General features: G+C 66.9%; 18 protein-coding genes and 1 tRNA gene. 13 read left to right on the forward strand and 6 right to left on the reverse strand.

The genetic code is table 11. The annotated features are described in order from the left end of the window. Nucleotides 1-22 precede the first annotated feature (22 nt). From Q8Q80_RS07495 to Q8Q80_RS07510, 4 genes are all read left to right on the forward strand, one after another. On the forward strand, nt 23-418 hold the full coding sequence (locus tag Q8Q80_RS07495) for an acyl-CoA thioesterase (RefSeq protein ID WP_305632307.1): 396 nt from the start codon (nt 23-25) through the stop codon (nt 416-418). Between the two features lie 85 nt (nt 419-503). After that, nucleotides 504-1,790 (forward strand): OmpP1/FadL family transporter, encoded by a 1,287-nt coding sequence (locus Q8Q80_RS07500; RefSeq protein ID WP_305632308.1) that lies wholly within the window; start codon nt 504-506, stop codon nt 1,788-1,790. A gap of 106 nt (nt 1,791-1,896) precedes the next feature. Further along, nucleotides 1,897-4,296 carry a 3-hydroxyacyl-CoA dehydrogenase/enoyl-CoA hydratase family protein gene (locus tag Q8Q80_RS07505; protein WP_305632309.1) on the forward strand — a complete coding sequence of 800 codons (2,400 nt, stop codon included), beginning with the start codon at nt 1,897-1,899 and terminating at the stop codon, nt 4,294-4,296. A gap of 10 nt (nt 4,297-4,306) precedes the next feature. Continuing rightward, nucleotides 4,307-5,506, forward strand: coding sequence for an acetyl-CoA C-acyltransferase (locus Q8Q80_RS07510; protein WP_305632310.1), 1,200 nt, complete (start codon nt 4,307-4,309; stop codon nt 5,504-5,506). Nucleotides 5,507-5,560: 54 nt separating this feature from the next. Here Q8Q80_RS07510 and Q8Q80_RS07515 read toward each other — a convergent pair whose 3' ends face one another. Both Q8Q80_RS07515 and Q8Q80_RS07520 read right to left on the reverse strand, forming a co-directional pair. Then, nucleotides 5,561-6,280, reverse strand: coding sequence for a DsbC family protein (locus Q8Q80_RS07515; RefSeq protein WP_305632311.1), 720 nt, complete (start codon nt 6,278-6,280; stop codon nt 5,561-5,563). Nucleotides 6,281-6,367: 87 nt separating this feature from the next. Next, on the reverse strand, nt 6,368-7,534 hold the full coding sequence (locus Q8Q80_RS07520; RefSeq protein ID WP_305632312.1) for a UbiH/UbiF family hydroxylase: 1,167 nt from the start codon (nt 7,532-7,534) through the stop codon (nt 6,368-6,370). Nucleotides 7,535-7,635: 101 nt separating this feature from the next. Between Q8Q80_RS07520 and Q8Q80_RS07525 the strand changes: the two genes are divergently transcribed. After that, nucleotides 7,636-7,712, forward strand: a tRNA-Met gene (locus Q8Q80_RS07525). Nucleotides 7,713-7,816: 104 nt separating this feature from the next. On the opposite strand, the gene Q8Q80_RS07530 is transcribed toward Q8Q80_RS07525, so the two are convergent. Then, nucleotides 7,817-8,479: a heme-binding protein gene (locus tag Q8Q80_RS07530; RefSeq protein ID WP_305632313.1), complete on the reverse strand. Its 663-nt coding sequence runs from the start codon at nt 8,477-8,479 to the stop codon at nt 7,817-7,819. 501 nt (nt 8,480-8,980) lie between these two features. Here Q8Q80_RS07530 and Q8Q80_RS07535 point away from each other — a divergent pair. The 3 genes from Q8Q80_RS07535 to Q8Q80_RS07545 all read left to right on the forward strand — a co-directional run bounded on the left by Q8Q80_RS07535 (nt 8,981) and on the right by Q8Q80_RS07545 (nt 12,502). Next, nucleotides 8,981-10,180 carry a PEP-CTERM sorting domain-containing protein gene (locus Q8Q80_RS07535; protein ID WP_305632314.1) on the forward strand — a complete coding sequence of 400 codons (1,200 nt, stop codon included), beginning with the start codon at nt 8,981-8,983 and terminating at the stop codon, nt 10,178-10,180. A gap of 7 nt (nt 10,181-10,187) precedes the next feature. Then, a complete protein-coding gene (locus tag Q8Q80_RS07540) occupies nt 10,188-11,405 on the forward strand; it encodes a PEP-CTERM sorting domain-containing protein (protein ID WP_305632315.1) in 1,218 nt (405 codons plus the stop codon). 185 nt (nt 11,406-11,590) lie between these two features. After that, on the forward strand, nt 11,591-12,502 hold the full coding sequence (locus tag Q8Q80_RS07545) for an alpha/beta fold hydrolase (RefSeq protein ID WP_305632316.1): 912 nt from the start codon (nt 11,591-11,593) through the stop codon (nt 12,500-12,502). Nucleotides 12,503-12,514: 12 nt separating this feature from the next. On the opposite strand, the gene Q8Q80_RS07550 is transcribed toward Q8Q80_RS07545, so the two are convergent. Continuing rightward, nucleotides 12,515-14,017, reverse strand: a complete 1,503-nt coding sequence (locus tag Q8Q80_RS07550) for a phytoene desaturase (RefSeq protein ID WP_305632317.1) — start codon at nt 14,015-14,017, stop codon at nt 12,515-12,517. Nucleotides 14,018-14,176: 159 nt separating this feature from the next. Further along, entirely contained in the window at nt 14,177-15,685 is a 1,509-nt protein-coding gene (gene crtD / locus Q8Q80_RS07555) for a 1-hydroxycarotenoid 3,4-desaturase CrtD (protein ID WP_305632318.1), read from the reverse strand. Nucleotides 15,686-16,083: 398 nt separating this feature from the next. Here crtD and Q8Q80_RS07560 point away from each other — a divergent pair, with 398 nt between their 5' ends. The 5 genes from Q8Q80_RS07560 (at nt 16,084) to Q8Q80_RS07580 (ending at nt 22,924) form a co-directional block, all read left to right on the forward strand. Next, nucleotides 16,084-17,496, forward strand: a complete 1,413-nt coding sequence (locus Q8Q80_RS07560) for a cytochrome P450 (protein WP_305632319.1) — start codon at nt 16,084-16,086, stop codon at nt 17,494-17,496. Beyond that, nucleotides 17,493-18,704: an ATP-grasp domain-containing protein gene (locus Q8Q80_RS07565; protein WP_305632320.1), complete on the forward strand. Its 1,212-nt coding sequence runs from the start codon at nt 17,493-17,495 to the stop codon at nt 18,702-18,704. The genes Q8Q80_RS07560 and Q8Q80_RS07565 overlap by 4 nt, the downstream gene beginning before the upstream one ends. A gap of 107 nt (nt 18,705-18,811) precedes the next feature. Continuing rightward, complete coding sequence (gene bchI / locus Q8Q80_RS07570) at nt 18,812-19,831, forward strand: magnesium chelatase ATPase subunit I (protein WP_305632321.1); 1,020 nt, start codon at nt 18,812-18,814, stop codon at nt 19,829-19,831. Next, the gene (locus Q8Q80_RS07575) at nt 19,821-21,644 is read left to right on the forward strand and encodes a magnesium chelatase subunit D (protein WP_305632322.1); all 1,824 of its coding nucleotides are present in this window, start codon (nt 19,821-19,823) and stop codon (nt 21,642-21,644) included. The genes bchI and Q8Q80_RS07575 overlap by 11 nt, the downstream gene beginning before the upstream one ends. Before the next feature lie 224 nt (nt 21,645-21,868). Beyond that, nucleotides 21,869-22,924: a phytoene/squalene synthase family protein gene (locus Q8Q80_RS07580; protein ID WP_305632323.1), complete on the forward strand. Its 1,056-nt coding sequence runs from the start codon at nt 21,869-21,871 to the stop codon at nt 22,922-22,924. Between the two features lie 6 nt (nt 22,925-22,930). Here the strand turns inward: Q8Q80_RS07580 and bchO are convergent, their stop codons facing one another. After that, nucleotides 22,931-23,815 carry an alpha/beta fold hydrolase BchO gene (gene bchO, locus Q8Q80_RS07585; RefSeq protein ID WP_305632324.1) on the reverse strand — a complete coding sequence of 295 codons (885 nt, stop codon included), beginning with the start codon at nt 23,813-23,815 and terminating at the stop codon, nt 22,931-22,933. Nucleotides 23,816-23,851 lie beyond the last annotated feature (36 nt).

Below are 23,851 nucleotides of genomic sequence, written 5' to 3' on the forward strand. Positions count from 1 at the left end.
ACCCTTTTTTGAGCATCGATCCATGAATGATTCCGTACAGTCCCTGCCCGACGACCAACCCGCGCTGCGCCTGCTGCCGATGCCACGCGACCTCAACGCCGCGGGCGACATTTTCGGCGGCTGGGTCATGTCGCAGGTGGATGTGGCCGGTTCAATCGCGGCCATGCGTCGCACCCGCTCACGCGTGGTGACGGTGGCCGTCAATTCCTTCGTGTTCCTGCAGCCGATCACCACCCAGTACCTCGTGTCCTTCTATGCGTCGGTGGCGCGGGTCGGCAACACCTCGATCACGGTCGATGTATCGGTCTATGCGGAAACGGGTTACGAAAACATACACATAAAGAAGGTGGCGGAGGCGACGTTGACCTATGTTGCAGTGGGCGAAGAGGGGCAGAAGCTGAATATTCCGAAAGATTGACCGTTGCAGCGCTGAACGGTCACGTCGACCCTGTCTTCAGATATGAAGCGGGGCGGGGCAACGCATAACCAGGCGAGGAGCTGAAATGTCATCACACAACAAATGTGCAAGTCCCGATCTGCCGTTCGCACGTCTGGCCGTGCTGATCGGGCTGACGATGCCCGGCCAGGCCATGGCGGCCGGCTTTGCCATACAGAACCAGAACGGCGCTGGTACGGCAACGGCATTTGCCGGCGCGGCCGCCGTCGCGGACGACGCCAGCACGATCTACTTCAACCCGGCCGGCATGACCTATCTGCCGATGGGTCACAGCATTTCGGTCGCCGGCACGCTGCTGCACCGGTCGCTGAAATTCGATGACCGCGGTTCGAATGCGCTGGGCCCGTTTCCGCTCGGCGATGACGGCGGCGAGGGTGGCGGGCTGTCGCTGATTCCGGCCGGCTACTACAGCTATGCGATCAATGACCGTTTCCGCATCGGTGTCGGCGTGTCGGCCACCTTCGGCAACAAGACCGACTACAACACCACCTTCCTCGGCCGCTTCCAGGGCAATTACGTCGACCTGAAGGCGCTGAACATCAATCCGTCGGTCGCCTGGCGCGTCAATGATCAGTTGTCGATCGGCGCCGGCATCAGCTTCGTCAAGCTCGAAGGCGACATCCAGCAGCAGCTTCCAATAGGCGGCTTCCCGAATGCGCGCAACCGGCTCGAAGCCGACGACACGGCGATGGGATTCAACGTCGGCCTGATGTATCAGGTGACGCCGGCGATGCGCGTCGGCATGTCGTATCGCTCGAAGATCGACCTTCGGTTAGAAGGAGAATCGACCCGTTCGGGCGTCGGAGCGGAACTCGTCACACCCGCCTTCGCCAAGATCGAACTGCCCGATACCTTTTCCGTGGCGGTGCATCAGCAGCTGAACGAGCGCTGGGAAATGATGGGCGACTACACCTGGACGGGCTGGTCGTCGTTCAAATCGCTCGACGTGCGCAATGGCAACACCGGCGGACCCATCACGAATCCGGAGTACGACTTCCGTGACAGCTGGCGCATCGGTTACGGCGCGGCCTACAAGTACACCGAAGCGCTGAAGCTGCGCTTTGGCGTTGCGTTCGACAAGTCGCCAGTGCATGACGAAACGACACGCACGCTGACGCTGCCGGACAGCGACCGCTACTGGGTGGCGATCGGTGCGCGCTATGCGCTGTCGCCGAAATCGACGATCGACATCGGCTACGCGCACATCTTCTTCGACCGCGAAGGCATCGACCGGCGCACCATCGTCGGCACCACCCCGACCGGCCAGATCATTCGCGGCAAGTTCGACACCAGCGCCGACCTGCTGTCGGTGCAGTACAACCAGACCTTCTGATGCCGCGCCGGCCGGCGTCCGCAAGGCGCCGGTCACTGTGCTGCGCCTGATTCTTCCCTGAACCGGCGGCGCATCGCCGCCGGCCCTCCAACCTCGGGAGACCGCCATGTCCCGTCCCATCGCCCTTCAGTTCCGGATCCGTCGCGTGGCCGTGCTCGGTGCCGGCGTCATGGGTGCGCAGATCGCTGCGCACTGCGCCAATGCCAATGTATCGGTCGTACTGTTCGACCTCGCCGCGAAGGAGGGCGACCCGGACGGCATCGTCAAACGCGCGCTCGACGGCCTGAAAAAGCTCGAACCGGCGCCGCTGGCCACTGCCGACCGGCTGGCACTGATCGACATCGCCAACTACGACCGCGACCTCGCGCGGCTGGGCGAGTGCGATCTGGTGATCGAAGCGATCGCCGAACGCATGGACTGGAAGCACGGCCTGTACGCGAAAGTGGCGCCGCATCTGCGCGCCGACGCCATCTTCGCCAGCAACACGTCGGGCCTGTCGATCAACGCACTGGCCGACGGTTGCCCGGACAGCCTGCGCAGCCGCTTCTGCGGCGTGCACTTCTTCAATCCGCCGCGCTACATGTCGCTGGTCGAGCTGATCCCGTCGCGCTCGACCGACGCGGCGCTGCTCGATGCGCTGGAAACCTTCCTGACGACGACGCTGGGCAAGAGCGTGGTGCGCGCGCTCGACACGCCGAACTTCGTCGCCAACCGGGTCGGCGTGTTTTCGATGCTGGCGGCGATGCACCACACCGAGCGCCTCGGCCTGGGCTTCGACGAGGTCGATGCGCTGACCGGCCCGGCGATCGGCCGGCCGAAGTCCGCCACCTACCGGACCGCCGACGTGGTCGGGCTGGACACGCTGCTGCATGTCGTGAAGACCATGACCGACAACCTGCCGGCCGACCCGTGGCACCGCTACTACACCGCGCCGGCCTGGCTCGCGGCGCTGGTCGGCCAGGGCGCGCTGGGCCAGAAGACGAAGGCCGGCGTGTATCGCAAGGACGGCCGGCAGATCAAGGTGCTGGATCTGGCGACGCAGGACTACCGCGATTCGGCCGGCGCCGTGGCCGAGGAGGTGCAGGTCATCCTGGCCGAGCGTGATCCGCAGATGAAGCTCGCGGCGCTGCGTGCGTCGGCACACCCGCAGGCGCAGTTCCTGTGGTCCGTCTTCCGCGACGTGTTCCATTACGTGGCCTTTCATCTGGCGGACATCGCGCACACCGCGCGCGACGTCGATTTCGCGATGCGCTGGGGCTTCGGCTGGCAGACCGGGCCGTTCGAAACCTGGCAGGCCGCCGGCTGGCAGCAGGTCTCCGGCTGGCTGCGCGATGACATTGCCGCCGGTCGCACCATGAGTGACGCTCCGTTGCCGGCCTGGGTGTTCGAGCGCCACGCGGCGCATGAGGCCGCCGGATCGTGGTCGGCGTCGGCCGCCGCGCTGCAGCCGCGTGCATCGCTGCCGGCCCATGCACGCCAGCTGTTTCCCGAACTCGTGCTCGGCGAGATGCCGCGTGCCACGCACACGATCTGGGAAGGCGACGAGGTGCGGCTGTGGACGCTGGATGATGCCGATGGCGCGCGCGCGCCGGTGCTGTCGTTCAAGAGCCGCATGTCGGCCATCGGGCCGAAGGTGCTCGAAGGCGTGCGCGAAGCCATCGCCCGCGCCGAGCGCGACTTCGATGCACTGGTCATCTGGCAGCCGCAGGGGCCGTTTTCGGTCGGCGCCAACCTGAAGCAGATCCGGCCGGTGCTCGAAGCCGGTGATTTCAAGGCGCTGGATGGCGTCATCAACGATTTCCAGCAGGCGTCGCAGGCGATCAAGCACGCACAGATTCCGGTCATCACCGCGGTGCAGAACATGGCGTTGGGCGGCGGCTGCGAATTCGTCATGCATTCGCCGCGCGCCGTGGTGGCGCTGGAAAGCTATATCGGGCTGGTGGAAGCGGGCGTCGGCCTGATTCCGGCCGGCGGCGGCTGCAAGGAATTCGCGCTGCGCGCAGCGCGCGCCGCCGAAGCGTCGGCGACGAAGGACCCGATGAATTTCCTGCAGTCGGTGTTCCAGACCATCGCCATGGCGCAGGTGTCGAAAAGCGCGCGTCACGCGCAGGAACTGGGCCTGCTGAAGCCGGACGACGTGGTGGTGATGCATGCGCACGAACTGCTGCATGTGGCGCGTCGCAACGCGGTCGCCATGGCCGACAGCGCCTGGCGCCCGGCGCTGCAGGCGTCGAACATCATGGTGGCCGGGCGCAGCGGCATCGCCACGCTGGAAATGATGCTGGTGAACATGCGAGAGGGCGGCCTGATTTCGGCGCACGACTATCGCGTCGCGCGCGCGGCCGCCGTGGCGCTGTGCGGCGGCGAAATCGAAACCGGCTCGCGTGTGAGCGAGCAGTGGCTGCTCGAAGTCGAGCGCGCGGAATTCGTCGCGCTGCTGCGAACGCCGGAAACGCAGGCGCGCATCGCGCACATGATGGACACCGGCAAACCGCTGCGCAATTGAGGAGACAGTCATGACACGACAGATCCAGGACGCCTACATCGTCGCCGCGAAGCGCACGGCCGTGGCGCGCAAGAACGGTGCCTTCCGCCATGTGCGGCCGGACGACATGCTGGCGCACGTGCTGCGCGGTACGGTCGACGCCGTGCCGGCCTTCGATCTGAACGACATCGGCGACGTCGTCGTCGGCTGCGCGATGCCGGAGGGCGAACAGGGCATGAATGTGGCGCGCATCGGCGTGCTGCTGGCCGGTTTTCCGGTGTCGGTGCCGGGCATCACGGTGAACCGTTTCTGCGCCAGCGGCCTGAATGCGGTGGCCGATGCTGCGATGAAGATCATGACCGGGCAGTGCGACATCGCCATCGGCGCCGGCACCGAATCGATGACCGTCATGCCGACCATGATGGGCAACAAGGTGACGGTCAATCCGCGTGCCTTCGAGTCGGACGATCACGTCGCCATCGCCTACGGCATGGGCCTGACCGCGGAAAAGGTCGTGCAGCAGTATGGCGTGTCGCGCGAAGACCAGGACGCCTTCGCGCTGGCGTCGCACCACAAGGCGCTGGCCGCGATCGCCGCCGGCCGCTTCCGCGACGAGGTGCTGCCCTACACCGTGCGCAGCCATCTGCCCGATCTGGCGAGCAATACGGTACGCATGACCGAGCGCATTTTCGACACCGATGAGGGGCCGCGCGCCGATTCGAGCGCGCAAGCGCTGGCGAAGCTGCGTCCGGCCTTTTCGGCGCGCGGCTCGGTCACCGCCGGCAACAGTTCGCAGATGTCGGATGGCGCAGCCGCCGTGCTGCTGATGTCGGAAGCCGCGATGACACGCACCGGCGCCGTGCCGATCGCCCGCTTCCGCAGCTTCGCGGTGGCCGGCGTGCCGCCTGAAATCATGGGCATCGGTCCGGTCGAGGCGATCCCGAAGGCACTGAAGCTGGCCGGCGTTGCGCAGGACGACATCGACTGGATTGAGCTCAACGAAGCCTTCGCCGCGCAGGCGCTGGCGGTGATGCGCACGCTGGGGCTGGACCCGGCGAAGGTGAATCCGCTCGGTGGGGCCATCGCACTCGGTCACCCGCTGGGCGCCACCGGTGCCATACGCACCGCCACCGTCATCGCCGCGATGCAGCGCGGCGAGGCGCGCATCGGCATGGTAACGATGTGCATCGGCACCGGCATGGGCGCCGCCGGGATATTCGAGAAGGTGTGAGCGCGCGTCGGCGCCGACGGTCGGAACCGGCGATATGCCGGTCCCGGATCAGCCTTACTTGATGGCGGACAGACGCTTTTCGAGCTGCGCGACCGGTACATAGCCAGGGATGCGCTCGCCGGTGCTCAGGAAAATCGTCGGCGTCCCGCGCACCCGGTACTTCTCGCCCAGCGCCGCCGCTTTCTGGAAGCCGGCCATGTCGCACGATGCGACGGCGGATGCCGGCGCGACATTGCCGGTCATCCAGTCATTCCAGGCCTTCAGGCGATCGGGCGAACACCAGATCGCTTCAGACTTCTTCACCGAATCCGGGCCGAGCACCGGTGTCAGGAAGGTGTAGACGGTCACGTTGTCCATCGTCACCAGTTCCTTCGCGAGCTTCTTGCAGTAGCCGCAGTTCGGGTCTTCAAAGGTGGCAATGACCCGCTTGCCGGTGCCGCGCACCTGCTTGATCGCGAGCTCGAGCGGCAGCTCTGCGAAGTTGATGCCTGACAGCTGGTTCACCCGCTGCTGCGTGATGTTCTGGCGCGACTTCGCGTCGAGGATTTCGCCCAGGAGGAGGTAATTCGCCTTCTCGTCGGTGTACAGGATCTCTCCGCCGATGCGGACTTCATACAGGCCGAGGTAGGGCGTCCTGGTGACGCCTTCGACCTTTGAACCGTTGCCGATGGCGGCTTCGACGGCGGTCTTGATCGAATCTTCAACCGGACCCGCGAAGGCAACCGATGTGGCGGCGAGCGCGCACATCAGTGCGGCGGTGTGCTTGATGGACATGAAAACTCCTGTTGGGGCGCTGTGTTGGCGGCCCCGATGGGCCTGATTTACTTCGTGCGTGACGTCGTGTGCTAATTCGTGCGCCAATTAACCGAGCGCGTAGCGTACCAGCGCATTGCGTAGGACAGGCATGCCCTGTGTCAGGTTCAGCCCGGTATTCCTGAGCCAGGCCAACGCCGGCCACGCCGGGCGGAACAGCTCGTGCAGCGCGTGCGTCGTCAGTTGCAGCGCCTGCACCTCTTCGGCCCGCTTGCGCTCATAGCGGCGCAGCACGCGCACATCGCCCAGCACGCTGCGATCGGTGTCGGCCAGCACGCCGGCCAGCACGCGCACGTCGGCAAAACCCAGATTCACGCCGTGACCCGACAGCGGGTGGATGGCATGCGCTGCATCGCCGACCAGCGCCACGCCCGGTGCGATCACCTTGGGTACCTGCATCAGGCGCAGCGGAAAACCGGCTGCCGGCGTGACCAGCTCGAGTGCGCCGAGCACGTGATCGCCCGCGGCCGCAACCTCGATCGCCAGTGTGGCCGCGTCATGTTGCAGCAGTTCGCGACCCCTGGCTTCGGGCGCCGACCACACCATGGACATGTGCTGATCCGGCAGCGGCAGGAAAGCCAGCACGCCATCCGGCCTGAACCATTGCCAGGCGCAGCCCAGATGCGGCTTTTCGCAGCGGAAGTTGGCGATCACGCCCAGTTCGTTGTAATCGGTGAAGCGCGCGTCCAGCCCGACCTGCGTGCGTACCCATGAATTGACGCCATCGGCGCCGACCACCAGCGCGGCATCGAGCGTGCGCCCGTCTTCGAGCGTCAGCCGCGAGCGGCCGCGCTCGTGCGCCAGCTTCGCCGGCCGCGCCGGGCACAGCAAGGTGGCATTGGCCTGCCGCTTCACGCCTTCCCACAGCTCGCGCGCGATCAGGCTCGATTCGGCAATCCACGCCAGCTCACCCACGCCGACGTCGAACGCCGAAAAGTCGAGCCGTGCACCGCGGTCGCCGAACACCTCGATGCGGGCGAGCGGCTGCATCCGCGCATGATCGAGGTGCGCCCAGGCGCCCACCGATTCGAGAAAGGCCGCGCTCGACGGGCTGACCGCATACACCCGCGCGTCCCAGCTGCCGACCGGCCACTCCGGCATCCGTCCCTCGACCAGCGCCACCGACAACTGCGCCCGGCGCAGCGCCGCACACAGCGCCAGTCCGGGCAGGCCGGCGCCAACGATGACCACGTCGAACTTGAGATCCTGCTGCATCGCGAAAATGACCGCACGGATGAAAGACCCGCGATTGTCCGGCCGGGCCGCCATTCTTGACAAGACCCGGTCGCTCCACGACAATCCACGGCCTTTCAAAGGGTGATGTAGCTCAGCTGGTTAGAGCGACGGATTCATAATCCGTAGGTCGAGGGTTCAAGTCCCCCCATCACCACCAGCTTTCAAGCGGCTCCCAGCGATGGGGGCCGTTTTCGTTTCCGGGCGCTTCGTTTCGGACGGACTTCAAGGCCTCTTCTGGCGACAAGACGCTCACCCCTGAATTCACGGCTGCGCCGTCAGGTACAGCCAGATTTCATTGCGCCGCATGAACCAGGGTGTGAACGGCGCGTTGTAGCGCGAAAATACCGGCTCGCCGGCCCACTTCATGTCGGCGGCGCGCAGTGCCGACTGCAGCCGGCCCAGATGCTCGGTGTAATTCGATTCTGACCAGAAGCCCGAGTAGCGGATGACGGCCACCTGACCGGGCGATACGTCGCGCAGCTGGATGCGCGCATCGAGCGGCTCCGGTGCGTCGGCCGCCGTCACGCCCCTGGGCAGCACGAACTGCACGAGGAAACCCGCTTGCGATGCGGTCTGGGTGACCGGGGCGGTCATCGGCAGCTTCACAGGCGCCGGGGCCTGCGTGACCGGTGCCGTCATCGCGAACTTCTTCTCGCCCTTGTTCTTGCCGAAGATGTATCCCGCCAGGATCGGGAAAGCCTGGCTGCCCGCTTCGTCCGCGGGCCCGGGTACCACGACCTCGGCCACCGTGTAGTCGGCGTACTGCCGCACCTCGAAATCAGCCTGTGTGCGGACCACCTGGTATTCGGGTTCTTCCGTGGCGTGCAGGGGCATGGAAAGGCCGAACAGCATGAGTGTCGAGACCAGCAGCTTGCCCCACGCGGGCACGAGCCGGGTTGGCACGAAGGGGGAAACAGGATGCATCGGTACGGGCCTCATCATGATCACGACACTGAGGCCGATTTGCTGCACCGGGAGTTCAACAACCCGGCATCAAACAGAAGCTTTCTTTTTCTTGGCGCCACCTCCGAAAGTGTTCCGACGCACTCGACGACGGGGTGCTTCGCATCGGCGAGCCGCATGCCCGGAGGCGGGTTCAGCTGACACGCATTGCCCGGTGCGGGCGGGTGGTGGCGAGACCCCGCACGGCAGGCGCACCACGGTTCCCCGCCCGTGTCCGCTTCGCCTTGGGTGTCGAACAATTTGACAGTACTTGTCACCGTGGTCGTTCAACCCGTTGTTCGAACAGACCTTGGACTGATGGCTCGAATCTTGCAAGCCCCACGCACGTTCGCCGGTGCGCGACGGCGCGTGGCAAGGCCCGGCGCCGCCTCAAATCGCCGTGACCGTCCGCTGCAGTCGTGACATCGCAGAATTCAACCCCTACCTAAGCCAATAATGAAAACAAAGAGAGTGCGCTCCACGTTGGCGCTGGCCAGCGCCCTGCTGAGCTTCAGCGGTGCATCCGGTGCGATCGATATTTCGGTCAATTTCGAAGCTGTCACCGTGGTTCCCTACACCGTCAACTACGGCCGGGAGTTGATGTCCATCCAGCTTACGGAAGACACGAGTTTCGGCCGCTTCTTGAAGTCGATTGTCATGATAGACGGCGTTTTCCGTAAGACCGGCGGCAATATTGCCGCCCCCGAACCGACCGTCAACTACGTGCACAACCTTTACCTGCAGATGAAGGTGTCGCCCGACTACGGTGGCGTCTACGGCGAGCCGCAGGTGTTTTCCGCCGGCAACCTGATCGTCGAGCAGCAAGGCGACGGCACGGTCAGGTACTACGATGGGCGCCCCTCGCAGCCGTACCGGATCTATCTCGGCTCCGTGACGAAGATACCGGAGGAAATCGTGGTGACCGAGGCGCCGCAGGCCCGCATCGACACGGTTACCGTCGCCGACCCGTTGGCGATCCGCGGTAACGTCGAAGGATCAGTGGTCCTGCGCACGAACTACAGCGTCGTGTACGCCGTCGATACCTTCTTCGACACATCCCTCGGCTGGCTCCAGAACGTATCGGACACCACTGCCCTGAACGCCGCGAGAACCCTTCGCGAATACGTCGAGGGCAACTCCCTGCACGCCGCGCCGAGCGAAAACAAGCTGTACATCAACGTAAGGGGGCCGCGGACTCCCGACAACATCCGGAACGACGGCACCTTCACGGGCTTCAAGGTGCATACGGCTTCGCCGGGCATCCTGGCCTACAACGTCACGCTGCCGGACGCCGCCACCATCGACGTTCCGATCGCCTTCATCAAGAACAATATGGAGGCCACGCTGGATGTCGCGTTCGAAGGTGAATCGCTGATGACCTTTTATGGCCGCGATTACCTGACCGACGAGATCCAGATGCTCAGCATCGGCATCGCCGGCCTCGAAGGCAGGCAGGGGCTGCTGACCTTCACGATCAACACCGACGGTCCGGAAAGCGCGGAAATCTTCGTGGCCGACAATCTCAGCCTGCGGGGTTTCCAGGTCACCGCACTGGCGGCGCCCGTGCCGGAACCCGGCTCGTGGGCGTTGATGACGGGCGGGTTGGCGCTGGTCGGTGTCATGGCGCGTCGCCGGTTTACGCAGCCGCGACGCAGCCCCGTGTCAGCACAAGGTACCGCCTGAAATCACCTTGAACGTACGCAGAACCCAACTCCTACCAAAGCAAATGATGAATACAAAAAGAGTGCGTTCCACGTTGGCGCTGGCAAGCGCCCTGCTGACAGTCAGCGGTGCATCCGGTGCAGTCGATATTTCGGTCAATCACACGGTCACCACGACGGTTCCCTACACATTCGATTCCGGCAAGGCGTTGCTGTCCATACATCTGCAGCCGGACACCAATTTCGGACGAGTCCTGTCCTCGACCGTTACGATGGACGGTGCGTTCCTGAAGGCCCCCGGCGACATCGTTGCCCCCTTGCTGGATGTGAATTATCGCCACGAGCTGATCATCGGGATGAATGTCTCGCCCGGTTATGGCAGCCAGACATTTTCGGCGGGCAGCCTGTTTTCCGAGCAGATGACCCTCGGCGTGTACAACATCGCGGTCAAGGGATCCGAACCCTACGTGATACACGTTGACCCCGATTCATCGAGGTACAACACCATTGTGGTGTCAGAGGCGCCGCAGGCGCGCATCGACGACTACATCGTCGCCAATCCGCTGGCGATCAAGGGTGACGCCAGAGGTGTTGTCATGCTGAGGGCGAACTACAGCGTTGCCTACCGGACCGACACCTTCTTCGACACGGCCCTCGGCTGGCTGCAGAATGTGTCGGAATTCAATGCGCAAGACTACGTGGTCAAGATGCTTCGCGAGTACGTTCAGGAAAAGTCCGAACATGCGGAGCGCAGTACGAACAGCCTGTACATCAGACCACCCCGTAACGGCGGCCCCGGTATCCGCGGCGATGCCACCTTCACCGGCTTCAAAGTGCACACCGCATCGCCGGGCATTCTGGCCTACGACGTCACGCTGCCAGACACCGCGTTCATCGACGTTCCGATCGCCTTCATCAAGAACAATATGGAAGCCACGCTGGATGTCGCGTTCGAAGGTGAATCGCTGATGACCTTCCATGGCAGCGATTACCTGACCGACGAGATCCAGATGCTCAACATCGACATCAGCGGTTTCGAAGGCAGGCAGGGTCTGCTGACCTTCACGGTCAACACCGACGGCCCGGAAAGCGCGGAAATCTTCGTGGCCGACAATCTCAGCCTGCGGGGTTTCCAGGTCACCGCGCTGGCGGCCGCCGTGCCGGAACCCGGCAGCTACGCGTTGATGCTCGCCGGCCTTGCGGTGCTGGGTGCGAGGGTTCGTCGCCGTAGGCAGCACGGGGCCTGATGTCCTGAGCCGGCCCGGCGGCGGGTGCATCGTGGCGGCAGCCGAACGCGATGCGCAGTCGTGCCGGGTGCGCACCTCGAACGCACTTGCGAGCGCCCCCGACGGACGTGTCTTTCCGGCCTTGTGCGGCGCGAACTGCGCTACAGTCCGGCCCGGTCGTCATGCCTTGCCTGCGGGAGTCGAACGTGAAATATCTATTGGCGGCGCTGGTGCTGCTGGCCGGGCTGATGTTCTGGCTCTGGACGCCGGATCGCAAACTTGCCGAACTCGAAGCGCGCTATCTGGCGGCACCCGGCGACATGCTGGAAGTGGCCGGCACCCGGCTGCATGTGCGCGACAGCGGCCCGAAGGACGCGCCGGCGCTGATCATGCTGCACGGCTTCGGCGCCAGCCTGCACACCTGGGAGCCGTGGGCGCAGTCGCTGGCGGGCGACTACCGGGTGATCCGTTTCGACCTGCCGGGCAGTGGCCTGAGCCCCCCGGATACGACGGGCGACTACACCGATGCGCGCAGCATGCAGATCGTGGCGGCGCTGATGGACCGCCTCGGCGTGGCGCGCGCGACGCTGGTCGGCAATTCGATGGGCGGGCGCATCGCGTGGACCTTCGCCGCGACGCAGCCGGCGCGCGTCGACAAGCTGGTGCTGCTGTCGCCCGACGGTTTCGCCAGCCCCGGCTTCGAGTATGACAAGGCGCCCGAGGTGCCGGCGCTGATGTCGCTGATGCGCCACTGCCTGCCGCGCTTCATGCTGAAGATGAGTCTGGAGCCGGCCTACGCTGACAAGGCGGTGCTGACCGACGCGATGACCGATCGCTACCATGACCTGGTGCTGGCGCCCGGTGGGCGCGACGCGATGATGCAGCGCATGGCGCAGGTGAAACTGGTCGATCCGGTGCCGTTGCTCAAGCGCATCACCGCGCCGACGCTGCTCGTGTGGGGCGAGCAGGACGCCATGATTCCGGTCGCCAATGCGGCCGATTACAAGGCCGCTATTGCCGACGCCACCGTGGTGACCTTGCCGGGCGTCGGCCACCTGCCGCATGAAGAAGCGCCGGCGCGCGCACTCGAACCGGTGCGCGCCTTCCTGAAGCGCTGAGCGCTGCCTTCCCTAACGGCGGCGCGGGTCCGGCACCACGCGGTCGAGCACCTTGGCCGATGCGATCACGCCCGGAACACCGGCACCCGGGTGGGTGCCGGCGCCGACCAGATACAGGTTGTCCACTTCTTCGCTCTGGTTGTGCGGCCGGAACCAGGCGCTCTGCGTCAGCACGGGTTCCAGGCTGAAGGCCGCGCCATTGATGGAATTCAGCCGGTCCTGGAAATCCTGTGGCGTGAGCATCATCGACGTGACGATTTCGTCCGCCAGCCCGGGCAGGATGGAATCGCTCAGATACTTCTCGATCGCCTTGCGATAAGGCTCGGCCTTTTCGCGCCAGTCGGTGCCGCTGCCCAGATGCGGCACCGGCGACAGCACATAGAAGGCGTCGCAGCCGTCCGGCGCCAGCGAGGTGTCGGTTTTTGTCGGCCGGTGCAGATAGAGGCTGAAGTCGTCGGCCACCACCTTGTTGCGGAAGATGTCGGTCAGCAGGCCTTCATAGCGCGGGCCGAGCAGGATGGTGTGATGCTGCACGTCCGGGTACTGGCGGCGGGTGCCGAAGTACCACACGAACAGGCTCATCGAATACTTCGACTTTTCCAGGCGCCGGTCGGTCCAACGCCGGCGATGTTCCGGCGCCACCAGCTTGCGGTAGGTCCAGGCCGCATCGGCATTCGACACCACGACATCGGCTGCGATGACTTCGCCCGATGCGAGCGTCACGCTGCGGGCGCGGCGGTTGGCCACGTCAATCGATGCGACTTCGGCGTTCAGGCGCACCGTACCGCCCTGGCCGTCGATCAGCCCGATCATGCCCTTGACGATCCGGCCGGTGCCGCCCATCGCGAAATGCACGCCCCAGCGTCGCTCCAGATGCGAAATGAGGCACAGGATGGAGGTGGTCGTGAACGGGTTGCCGCCGATCAGCAGCGGGTGAAAGCTCAGCACCGTGCGGATGCGTTCGTCCTTCACATAGCTGGCGACCATCCCGTACACCGTGCGGTAGCTCTTCAGCCGGACCAGTTCGGGCGCGACCTTCAGCATCGTCGTCCAGTCGGCGAACGAAATGTCGGCCAGCTGGGTGAAGCCCACGTCGAAGATGGCTTCGGCCTGTTTCATGAAACGTTCGTAGCCGGCGACGTCGTCGGGCGCGAAGCGGGCGATTTCGCGCCGCATGGTTGCCGGATCGCCGGAGTAGTCGAGGTGCTCGCCGTCGTCGAAGCGGATGCGGTAGAAGGGCGCGACCGGCCGCAGATCGACGTCGTCGGAAAAGGTCTTGCCGCACAGCGCCCACAGCTCTTCGAGCAGGAAGGGCGCGGTGACGATGGTCGGCCCGCCGTCGAAGGTGAAGCCGTCCTGCCGGTATACATAGGCGCGACCGCCCGGCGCATCGAGTTTTTCGAGCACGGTGACGCGGTAGCCGCGGGCGCCGAGGCGGATCGCCGCGGCGAGGCCGCCGAAACCTGCGCCGATGACGAGGGCGTGCGGTCGGTCGGATTCAGGGGTGGAGATCATGGAGGCGGTCATTCGGGCGGGTCAGTCTGGCAAGGTCACTGGAACGAAGTCGATTCAGGGTTGCAGCGGATGAAATCAATGCATGGTGTCGGCACGCGATTGACCGTCCGGGGCAACAAAAGCTCCGCCCGGGCAGCCGGCAGAGTGCGGGCGTGGCAATCAGCGCGCATGGCCGAGGTCGGCGACCAGCCGCTCTGCTGCGCGGCGCCCGGACAGCAGGGCCATCGGAATGCCCGGGCCGGGGTGCACCGAGCCGCCGGCCAGATACAGGCCCGCAATGGCGCTGGCTGAGCCAGGGCGCGCGAAGCTGCCCATCGAGCCGTGGTTGGCGCGGCCGTACAGCGCGCCGCCGGTGGCCGGGAACAGCTGGTTGAAACCGTGCGGCGTGGTGGCGACCGCGTCCATCGACGCGCGGTCGATGTCGAGCCCGCAGCGGCGCATCAGGTCGAAGGCGTTGTCGGCCAGCCGGGCGACTTCGGCATCACCGAAAGGCCGCGTGTCGCCGTCGGCGGGTGCGTTGATCAGCACCAGCAGGCGTTCGCGATCGAGTGCCGGCGCCGCCGCACCGTCAGGGGTATCGGCGCGGTCCTGCGCGCACACATAGACGGTCGGCGCATCGACGATGCTGCGCCGCTGGAACACCGCGGCGAATTCGTCCGGATAGTTTTCGGCGAAGAACACATTGTGGTGGTGCAGCGGAAAGCCCCGCGTGCGGCCATGGACGCACCAGGTGATCGCCGACAGCGAGCGCTCCGCCGGCTTGATGACGGGGGCCGCCCGCTGCACGGTCGACCCGAGCAGACCGGTCGCCAGCGCCGACACGTCGCCGTTGAACACCACGCGTTCGCAGTCGATGACTTCGCCGCCGGCCAGCCGCACCCCGGCGACCCGACCGCCACGCACGACGATTTCCTCCACCTGGCAGTCGAAGCGGAAGCGCGCGCCGTGCCGCTCGGCCAGCGCCTGCAGCGCGTCGGCCACGCGGCGCATGCCGCCCTCGACGATCCACACGCCGTCCTGTTCGACATGCGCGATGAGCATCAAGGTGGCCGGTGCGCGCAGCGGCGACGAACCGACATAGGTGGCGTAGCGGCCGAACAACTGGCGCAGGCGCGGGTCGCGGAAGTACCGGCCGAGCGCGCTCCACAGCGTGCTCATCGGCTGGGTGCGCCACAGCGCGCCGAGGTGGGCGAAACCGACGCGCTGTGTCAGTTCGATCGCCGACGGCCGCTGGCCATCGATGAAGGGGCCGCGCAGCGTCTGGTAGATCTCGCGGCTGCGCGCGCAGAAGGCGCGGTAGCCAGCGGCATCGTGTGCGCCGGCGAAGTCGCCGATCGCCTCGACGCTGCGTTCGATGTCGGCGAACAGGTCGAGCCGGCCGCCTTCGCGCCAGGCGTGGCGCGCCAGCACAGAGGTGGTATGCAGCGTCAGTGCGTCGGTCAGCGAGGCGCCGGCGTCGGCGAACAGTGATTCGAACGCCCAGCGCATCGTGAATACGGTCGGGCCGCCGTCGATGGCGGCGCCGCCCACCTTCACTTCACGCATCTTGCCGCCGGGCGCAGGGGCGCGTTCGAGCAGCTGCACGTCGACACCCCGACGCGCCAGATCGACCGCGGCCGACAGCCCGCCCATGCCGGCGCCGATGACCACCACCCGTTCAGACGCCACGCCTGCCTTTCACGTGCGTTGCCGCCGCCGCGCCGGTCAGCAGCAGGCCGGTTGCGCCGGTCACGATGTGACGGGCGACGAAGCGGTGGAACAGCTCGGACACGGACATGTTGCGCGCTCGACAGGCCTTGCCAAAGGTGAAGGGCGGGGAACCCACATGACGACAAAAGCGGGTGCTCGATGCATTGACACTTTGCACTGTAACCTCGGGCGGACAGATTCGGTATCGTGCAGTGCGGCAAGCCGGATCCGGGCCCGACACCTATACTCGGGCCGTGACACGGAGGGCGCCGTCCGTCCGGGCGCCGCTCGACCCGCCGGACTGACCGATAGACACAGCAACGCACGCAACACACAGCACAACGCTCACAGCACAACGCACACGGACAGCGGCCGAAGTGACAGCCATTCCTGCGGGCCTCGATGCGAGCCCGACCTACATTCCGCCGCGGCCACAGGCGCTGTCGCCCATCATTTCGCTGTTCCGTCTGATTGCGCAGGGCGATGGCGACCTGCTGAGCCTGCTGCCGGCTGACGCCTACCGTGTGCCGGTGGGCCATCTGGGCTATTCGCGGCGGCAGATACTGATCGTCAATGATCCGCAGTTCTATCGCAGCATCCTGACCGATCCGACCGACATCTATCCGAAGAATGACCTGATGGTGGGCGCGCTGGAACCGCTGGTCGGCAACTCGATCTTCGTGTCGTCCGGCGACACCTGGCGCAAGCAGCGCCGCATGATTGATCCGGCCTTTTCGCACATGCGGCTCAGTCAGGCCTTCCCGTCGATGGCGGCCGGTGTCGATGCCTGTGAAGACACGCTGCGCGAGCAGGCACTGACCGGTGAAGCCTTTTCGCTCGATCTGGCGATGAGCCACCTGACGGCCGACATCATCTGCCGCACGGTGTTTTCGACTTCGTTCGACACGAAGGCGTCGCGCGAAGTATTCGATGCGTTCACGCTGTTCGAGCGCAGCGTGGCCCAGGTCGAGTGGAAGCGGCTCATTTTCGATCCGGCATGGAAGCGCGTCGATCAGCGCCCGGACGTCGAAGCCGCCTGCCGCATCATCCGCCAGCGCCTGGGTGAACTGGTCGATACGCATCTGACCGGGCCGATCACGCGCTGGAACGACATCGCCGCCGAAATGGTGAATGCGGAAGACCCGGAAACCGGCGACCGTTTCGACCGCAAGGAGCTGATCGACCAGCTGGGTGTCATGTTCCTCGCCGGCCACGAAACCACGGCCAGCGTGCTGACCTGGGTGTTCTTCATCCTGAGTTCGCAGCACGACACGGTGGCGCGCATGCGCGCCGAGGTGGATGCGGTGGTGGGCGAGGGCGACATCGGCTTCGAGCACATCCGCCGGCTCACCTTCACGCGCAACGTGTTCCGCGAAACCATGCGGCTGTATCCGCCCATCACCTTCATTCCGCGCGTGGCGGCCGAGGCGACGCAGATCGGCAAATACCGGGTGAAGCGGGGCGCGATGATCATGATTTCGCCATGGACCATCCACCGCAACGAAAATTACTGGCGCAACGCCCACCACTTCGACCCCGACCGCTTCAGCGCCGAACGCGAGCACGAACTGGTGCCCGGCGCCTATCTGCCATTCGGGCTCGGACCGCGCGTGTGCGTCGGCGCCGCCTTCGCAACCACCGAAGCGACGCTGATTCTTGCGCGCCTGGTGCGCCGATTCGATTTCAGCGCGCTCGACGCCGACGCGGTGCGCCCGGTGGCGCGCCTGACCACGCGGCCGAAGCACCAGATCATGTGCCGCGTGCGTCTGCGCGAGCGGGCCGGCGCATGAAACCGGTCGTGCTGATCACGCTCGGCCGCCTGCCCAAGGGGCTGGATCTGGCGCGCAGCTTTCATCGGCTGGGCTGGCGCGTCATCGTCGCCGAACCATTCAGATGGCATCTGAGCGCGATGTCGAATGCGGTGGCGCGGCGCTACACGGTGACCGCGCCGGCGCTCAGCCGCGAACGCTATCTCGACGAGTTGCGCGACATCGTGCTGAAGGAAGGCGTCGATCTCGTGGTGCCGGTGTCGGAAGAAATCATGCATGTCAGCCATCTGGCCGGTCGGCTGCCGATCGGCGTGCAGCTGTATTCGATGCCGCCCGGGGTGCTGATGCCGCTGCACGACAAGCTGCAGTTCATCGGTCGCTGCCGCGATTACGGTGTGGCCGCGCCGGCCACCTGCGCGCTGGGCACGCCGGGCGCTGTCGATCTGGCGCAGGCGGGCGACCACATCGTGAAGCCGGTCTATTCCTGCTCCGGTCGCGGCGTGCTGTTCCGCCGGCAGGGCGAGGCGCTGCCCGAGGTCACGCCCGGTCGGCCGGCCATCGTGCAGCGCTGGGTCAAGGGCAATGTGCTGAGCACCTTTTCGATCGCTGCCGCCGGCCGGCCGCTGGTCACAGTGGTGTATCGCGGCGCGGTCATGTCGGGCACGGTCGCCGTGTGCTTCGAACGTGTGACCGAAGCCGACCCGCAGCACCGGCCGGTCACCGACTGGGTGAGCCGATTCATCGCCGCGGCGGGCTTCACCGGCTTCATATCCTTCGATCTGGTGGTGGACGCCGACGGTCAGGCGCACGGCATCGAATGCAATCCGCGCGCCACCAGCGGCCTGCATTTCATTGATCCGGACGATCTGGCGCGCGCTGTCGTGGCGCCGGATGGCGTGCTGGACGGGACGCAGCCGGCGCGTTTCCGCAAGGCGCCACTGATGCAGCAGTTCTATCCCTGCCTGACCGAGGTGCAGAAATCGATGTTCAGCCCGAAGGCCTTCGGGCCGGACTTCCGGCGCAACCTGTCGCGCTTTTTGCGGGCGCGCGACGTGACCTGGCGCTGGCGCGATCCGTTGCCTTTCCTCGCGATGCCGCTGACCGCGTCGCAGATCATCTGGCTGTCGATCCGCAGCGGTGCGACCTTCGGCGAAGTCGCCACGCTCGACGTCGGGCTGTACGCGCCGGACGACGCTGCCCCCGGCGGGTCCGAGGCGGCCGCACCGTAAGCGCGCTGGACAGCCCACAAGTGTCACTCTAAAGTGACACACCGAGACGCAGGCGCGTCAATCAAACCGGGTGCGCGCAGCGCGCGGCCCTGACCCGAGGTTTGTCGATGTCACAACCCTTCCCGTTCTCGGCCATAGTCGGCCAGGACGAAATGAAACTGGCCATCCTGGTCGCCACCGTCGACGCCTCCATCGGCGGCGTGCTGGTGTTCGGCGACCGCGGTACCGGCAAGTCGACCGCGGTGCGCGCGCTGGCGGCACTGCTGCCGAAGATGCGCGCGGTCGTCGGCTGCCCCTATCAGTGCGATCCGGCCGACGGTGCACCGTGCTGTGCGCAGTGCGCCGCCGGCAAGGGCACGCTGAAGAGCCACCTCGTGCCGGTGCCGGTGGTCGACATGCCGCTCGGTGCGACCGAAGACCGGGTGGTCGGTGCGCTCGATCTCGAACGCGCGCTGACGCGCGGTGAAAAGGCCTTCGAGCCCGGCCTGCTGGCGCGTGCCAACCGCGGCTTCCTGTACATCGACGAGGTCAACCTGCTTGAAGACCACCTCGTCGACCTGCTGATCGACGTTGCCGCGTCGGGCGAAAACCTGGTCGAGCGCGAAGGCCTGAGCGTGCGCCATCCGGCTCGCTTCGTCATCGTCGGCAGCGGCAATCCGGAAGAGGGCGAACTGCGTCCGCAACTGCTCGACCGCTTCGGACTGTCGGTCGAGGTGACGACGCCGACCGACCTGCCGACCCGGGTCGAGGTGGTGCGCCGGCGCGATGCGTACGAGCGTGACCGCGATGCCTTCGTCGCCCACTGGAAGAAGCACGACGACAAGCTGCGCAAGAAGATCATCGCCGCACGCGAACACCTGCCCAACGTGCAGGTGCCTGACGGTGTGGTCGAGCAGGCGGCCCGCCTGTGCATGGCGCTCGGCACCGACGGCCTGCGCGGCGAACTGACGCTGATCCGTGCCGCCCGCGCGCTGGCCGCTTTCGAGGGTGACGACGCGGTGAGGGACGCTCACCTGCGCCGCATCGCACCGCCCGCGCTGCGCCACCGCCTGCGCCGCGATCCGCTGGATGACGCCGGTTCCGGCGCGCGTGTCGATCGCGCGGTGGAAGACCTGTTTGGAAAATAGGACGCGACCTGGCGACGACCGCGCGACGGTCGTCGATGACCCCTGGTTGCGCGCCGCGCTGGCTTGTGCGCTGTGCGCGGTCGATCCGGTCGGCACCGGCGGCGTGCGCCTGCACGCCCAGGCCGGACCGGTGCGCGACGCCTGGCTTGCTCAGTTGCGCGACATGCTGCCGCCCGGCACGCCGATGCGCCGCGTGCCGTTCAATGTCACCGACGGCCGCCTGCTCGGCGGGCTGGACCTGACCGCCACGTTGCGCGCCGGCCGCCCGGTGGCCGAGCGCGGCCTGCTGGTCGAGGCGCATGGCGGTTTCGTGCTGCTGGCGATGGCGGAACGCCTGCCGCCCGGCACGGCCGCCCGCGTCACCGCGGTGATGGACGCTGGCGAAGTGGCGCTTGCCCGTGATGGCATTGCGCTGACCAGCGCGGCGGCGTTTGCGGTGGTCGCGCTCGACGAAGGGCTGGAGGACGAGCCGCTGTCGACGGCGCTGTGCGACCGCCTGGCCTTCCACCTCGATCTGGATGGTTTGCGCGCACAGACCTGCACCCCGTTGCCGGTGAGCGCCGCCGACATCGAACGGGCGCGTGCCCGTCTGCCGGTGATCGCCGTGCCGCCCGGCGCCACCGAGGCGCTGGCGGCCACGGCGCTTGCGCTCGGCGTTTCGTCGATGCGCGCACTGCTGCAGTCGGTCCGCGTGGCGCGCGCCGCCGCGGCGCTCGACGGCCGCGATGCGGTGGCCGAAGACGACGTGACGCTGGCCGCCCAGCTCGTGCTCGCACCGCGTGCCACGCAGTTTCCAACCAGCGAAACGGCGCCCGAACAGGCCGATGCCCCGCCGCCGGAACCGGACGACACGCCCCCCGAAGACACGTCGCCGCCCGAACCCGAAGCCGGGCAGGACGCGTCGGACAGCGATGCGCAACCACCGGACGACCGGCCGCTGGACGATGTCGTGCTGCAAGCCGCACAGGCAGCGATTCCCCCCGGCTTGCTGGCGCGCCTGCAGGCGGCGGCCGGGCGTCTGCCGCGTGCGCGCAGCGCCGGCCGGGCCGGTGCGCTGCGCGCCGGCGGCCTGCGCGGCCGGCCGGCCGGCATCCGCCGCGGCACACCCGGCAACGGTGCGCGCCTGAACCTGATCGAAACGCTGCGTGCGGCCGCGCCCTGGCAACCGCTGCGCCGCGCCGCCCGCGCCGGGGCGCCGTCGAACTGCCTGATCGATGTACGGCCGGATGATTTCCGCATCACCCGCTTCGCACAGCGCTCGGAAACCACGACGATCTTCCTGGTCGACGCCTCCGGTTCGTCGGCGCTGAACCGGCTGGCCGAAGCCAAGGGAGCGGTCGAACTGCTGCTGGCCGACTGTTACGTGCGGCGCGACCGCGTGGCGTTGATCGCCTTCCGGGGCACCGGCGCCGAGGTGCTGCTGCCGCCGACCCGTTCGCTGGTGCGCGCCAAGCGCAGTCTGGCCGGTCTGCCCGGCGGTGGCGGCACGCCGCTGGCCGCCGGCATTGATGCCGGCTGGCTGATGGCCGACGCGGTGCAGCGCCGTGGCGACACGCCGACGCTGGTACTGCTGACCGACGGTCGTGCCAATGTGGCGCGCGACGGCGCCGGCGGCCGCGCCCGTGCCGAGGAGGATGCGCGCTCGGCCGCGCGCCGGGTGCGCGCCAGCGCCTTTCGCGCGCTGTTCATCGACACGTCGCCACGGCCGCAGCCTGCGGCGCGCGAACTGGCGGCCGACATGGCGGCGATGTACATGCCGCTGTCGGCGGCCGATGCGGTCAGCATTTCGAAGATCGTCCGCGCGATCAGCTGAGCCGGCGCAGCGAGTACACCTGAATGCGGCCGCGAGGCTGATTAGTGTCAATATGTCGAGAAATTGATTGTCAATATAAATTGACATACCTATACTCGATCCACAATGTCGCTTCATCCCGCCCTGTCAGGAATCGCCATGCCGCACGGCTTCTGCCGTTGTGCGCGCCGGCCATCGCACGCCGTGAGCGCCCCGGCGTCGCAGTGCGTCGCACCGTGATCGGCATGGCTGAGCCGACGCACGCAGAGGACATGCGGGCCTGTCGCAGATTGCTGCGCAACGGCTCGAAATCCTTCTTCGCGGCTTCATTGCTGCTGCCGCGCGCGGTGCGCGAGCCGGCCTGTTCGCTGTATGCGTTCTGCCGCATCGCCGACGATCTGGTCGATGACAGCCAGGCCGACGAGAACGCGGTCGCGCACCTGCGCTGGCGGGTCGAACAGGCCTGCGCCGGACATCCGCATCCGGAACCGGCCGACCGCACGCTGGCACGCGTGGTGGCTCGCTTCAACATTCCGGCATCGCTGCTGCTGGCGCTGATCGAAGGTTTCGAGTGGGATGCGCGTGGTCGTCAGTACATGACGCAGTCCGAACTGTTCCAGTACTGCGCCCGCGTCGCCGGCACGGTGGGCGCGATGATGGCGCTGCTGATGGGCGTGCGCGACCGTGAAATCGCGGCGCGCGCCTGTGATCTGGGTCTGGCGATGCAGCTCACCAACATCGCGCGTGATGTCGGCGAAGACGCCCGGCGCGGCCGGCTCTACCTGCCGCATGACTGGCTGATCGAAGCGGGGCTCGATCCGGCGGGCTGGCTGGCCGAACCGGTGTTCGACGACCGGCTCGCGCAGGTTTTGCGCCGCCTGCTGCAGTGTGCCGACCTGCTGTATGCGCGTGCCGCGCCCGGCATCGAAAAGCTGCCGTCGGGCTGCCGCCCCGGCATTCGCGCAGCGCGCAGCGTCTATGCCGAGATCGGCCGCGGTGTCGAACGCCGCGGCTACGATTCCGTGTCGACGCGCAGCATCGTGTCGCCCTGGCGCAAGAGCGTGCTGCTGGCCGAAGCGCTGAGCGGCGCGCCGACCCTGTCCGCCACGGCGCATTACCACGTGCTCGATGAGGTGTCCGCGCTGGCTGACGCGGTGGCCGCTGCGCCGACCGTCGACATGTCGGCACTGACCGGCATTCCGCAGCGTACGCCGCGGCAGCGCGTCGAGTGGCTGATCGACCTGTTCGAGCGGCTCGAACGCGAAGAGCGCGCTCGCAGCACCCAGGGCACGACGGGCTGAATTCGTTCAGCGGTACGCCGTACCGCGGCAATCATCGGCTTCGAAGATGTGCCGCGCGGCGAGCGCGGGCGCTTCTTCGTGTGCCAGATGACCCAGACCGTCCAGTTCCACCAGACGCGAGCCCGGCACCATGCGGTGCACCCGGCGCGATTCCTCCGGCGACACGGTTTCGTCGCCCTTGCCGATCACCAGCGTCAGTGGTGCGCGCAGCGATGGCAGGTCGCGCAGCAGCGGCGCCACATCCCAGTTCGCCATCATGGCCAGTGCGCCGGCGACATGGGCGGGTGTGCTGACCAGCTTGTGATACAGCGCCACGCCGGCCGGGTCGAGCGCCGATCCGGTGCTGCGGATCAGGCGCTCGACCGCGTCGCGCTGCGTGGCACGCCAGGCGAATGCCTGCGGCGCGAAGGGCAGGGCGGACAGCAGGCGTGCCGCCGGCGGGAACAGCAGCCCGGCCAGCCCGGGCAACGGCAGCATTGCGCCATTGAGGCTGACCAGCGTGCGTGCCGGCAGCAGCCCGTCGATATTCATGCGCAGCATGATGGCTGCGCCGGCCGAATGCCCGGCGACCACCTGTGGCTCCGCCTGCAACGCCGCCAGCAGTCCGCCGAGCGCGCGCGCGATGCCCTGCAGCGTCAGCCGGTGCGACACCGGCGTGCCGCTGAACCCGTGGCCGGGCAGATCCGGCGCGATGACGGTATGACGCGTCGCCAGTTCGGGCAGCAGCGCACGCCACGAATGCGTGGCGGCGCCGGTGCCGTGCAGCAGCAACAGGACGGGTCCGTCGCCGGCCACCTGCACATGCCAGCGCAGCCCGCCTGCGTCGACGAAGCGGCTGGCCGCGCGGTTTGGCCAGTCGCTGCCGTCGCGTGTCCAGTCGAGCGCCCTCATGACGGTGCAGCGGCAGAACCTGTGCCGGAGGGTGGG

Source organism: Methyloversatilis sp. (genome assembly GCF_030698125.1).
GTDB lineage: Bacteria > Pseudomonadota > Gammaproteobacteria > Burkholderiales > Rhodocyclaceae > Methyloversatilis.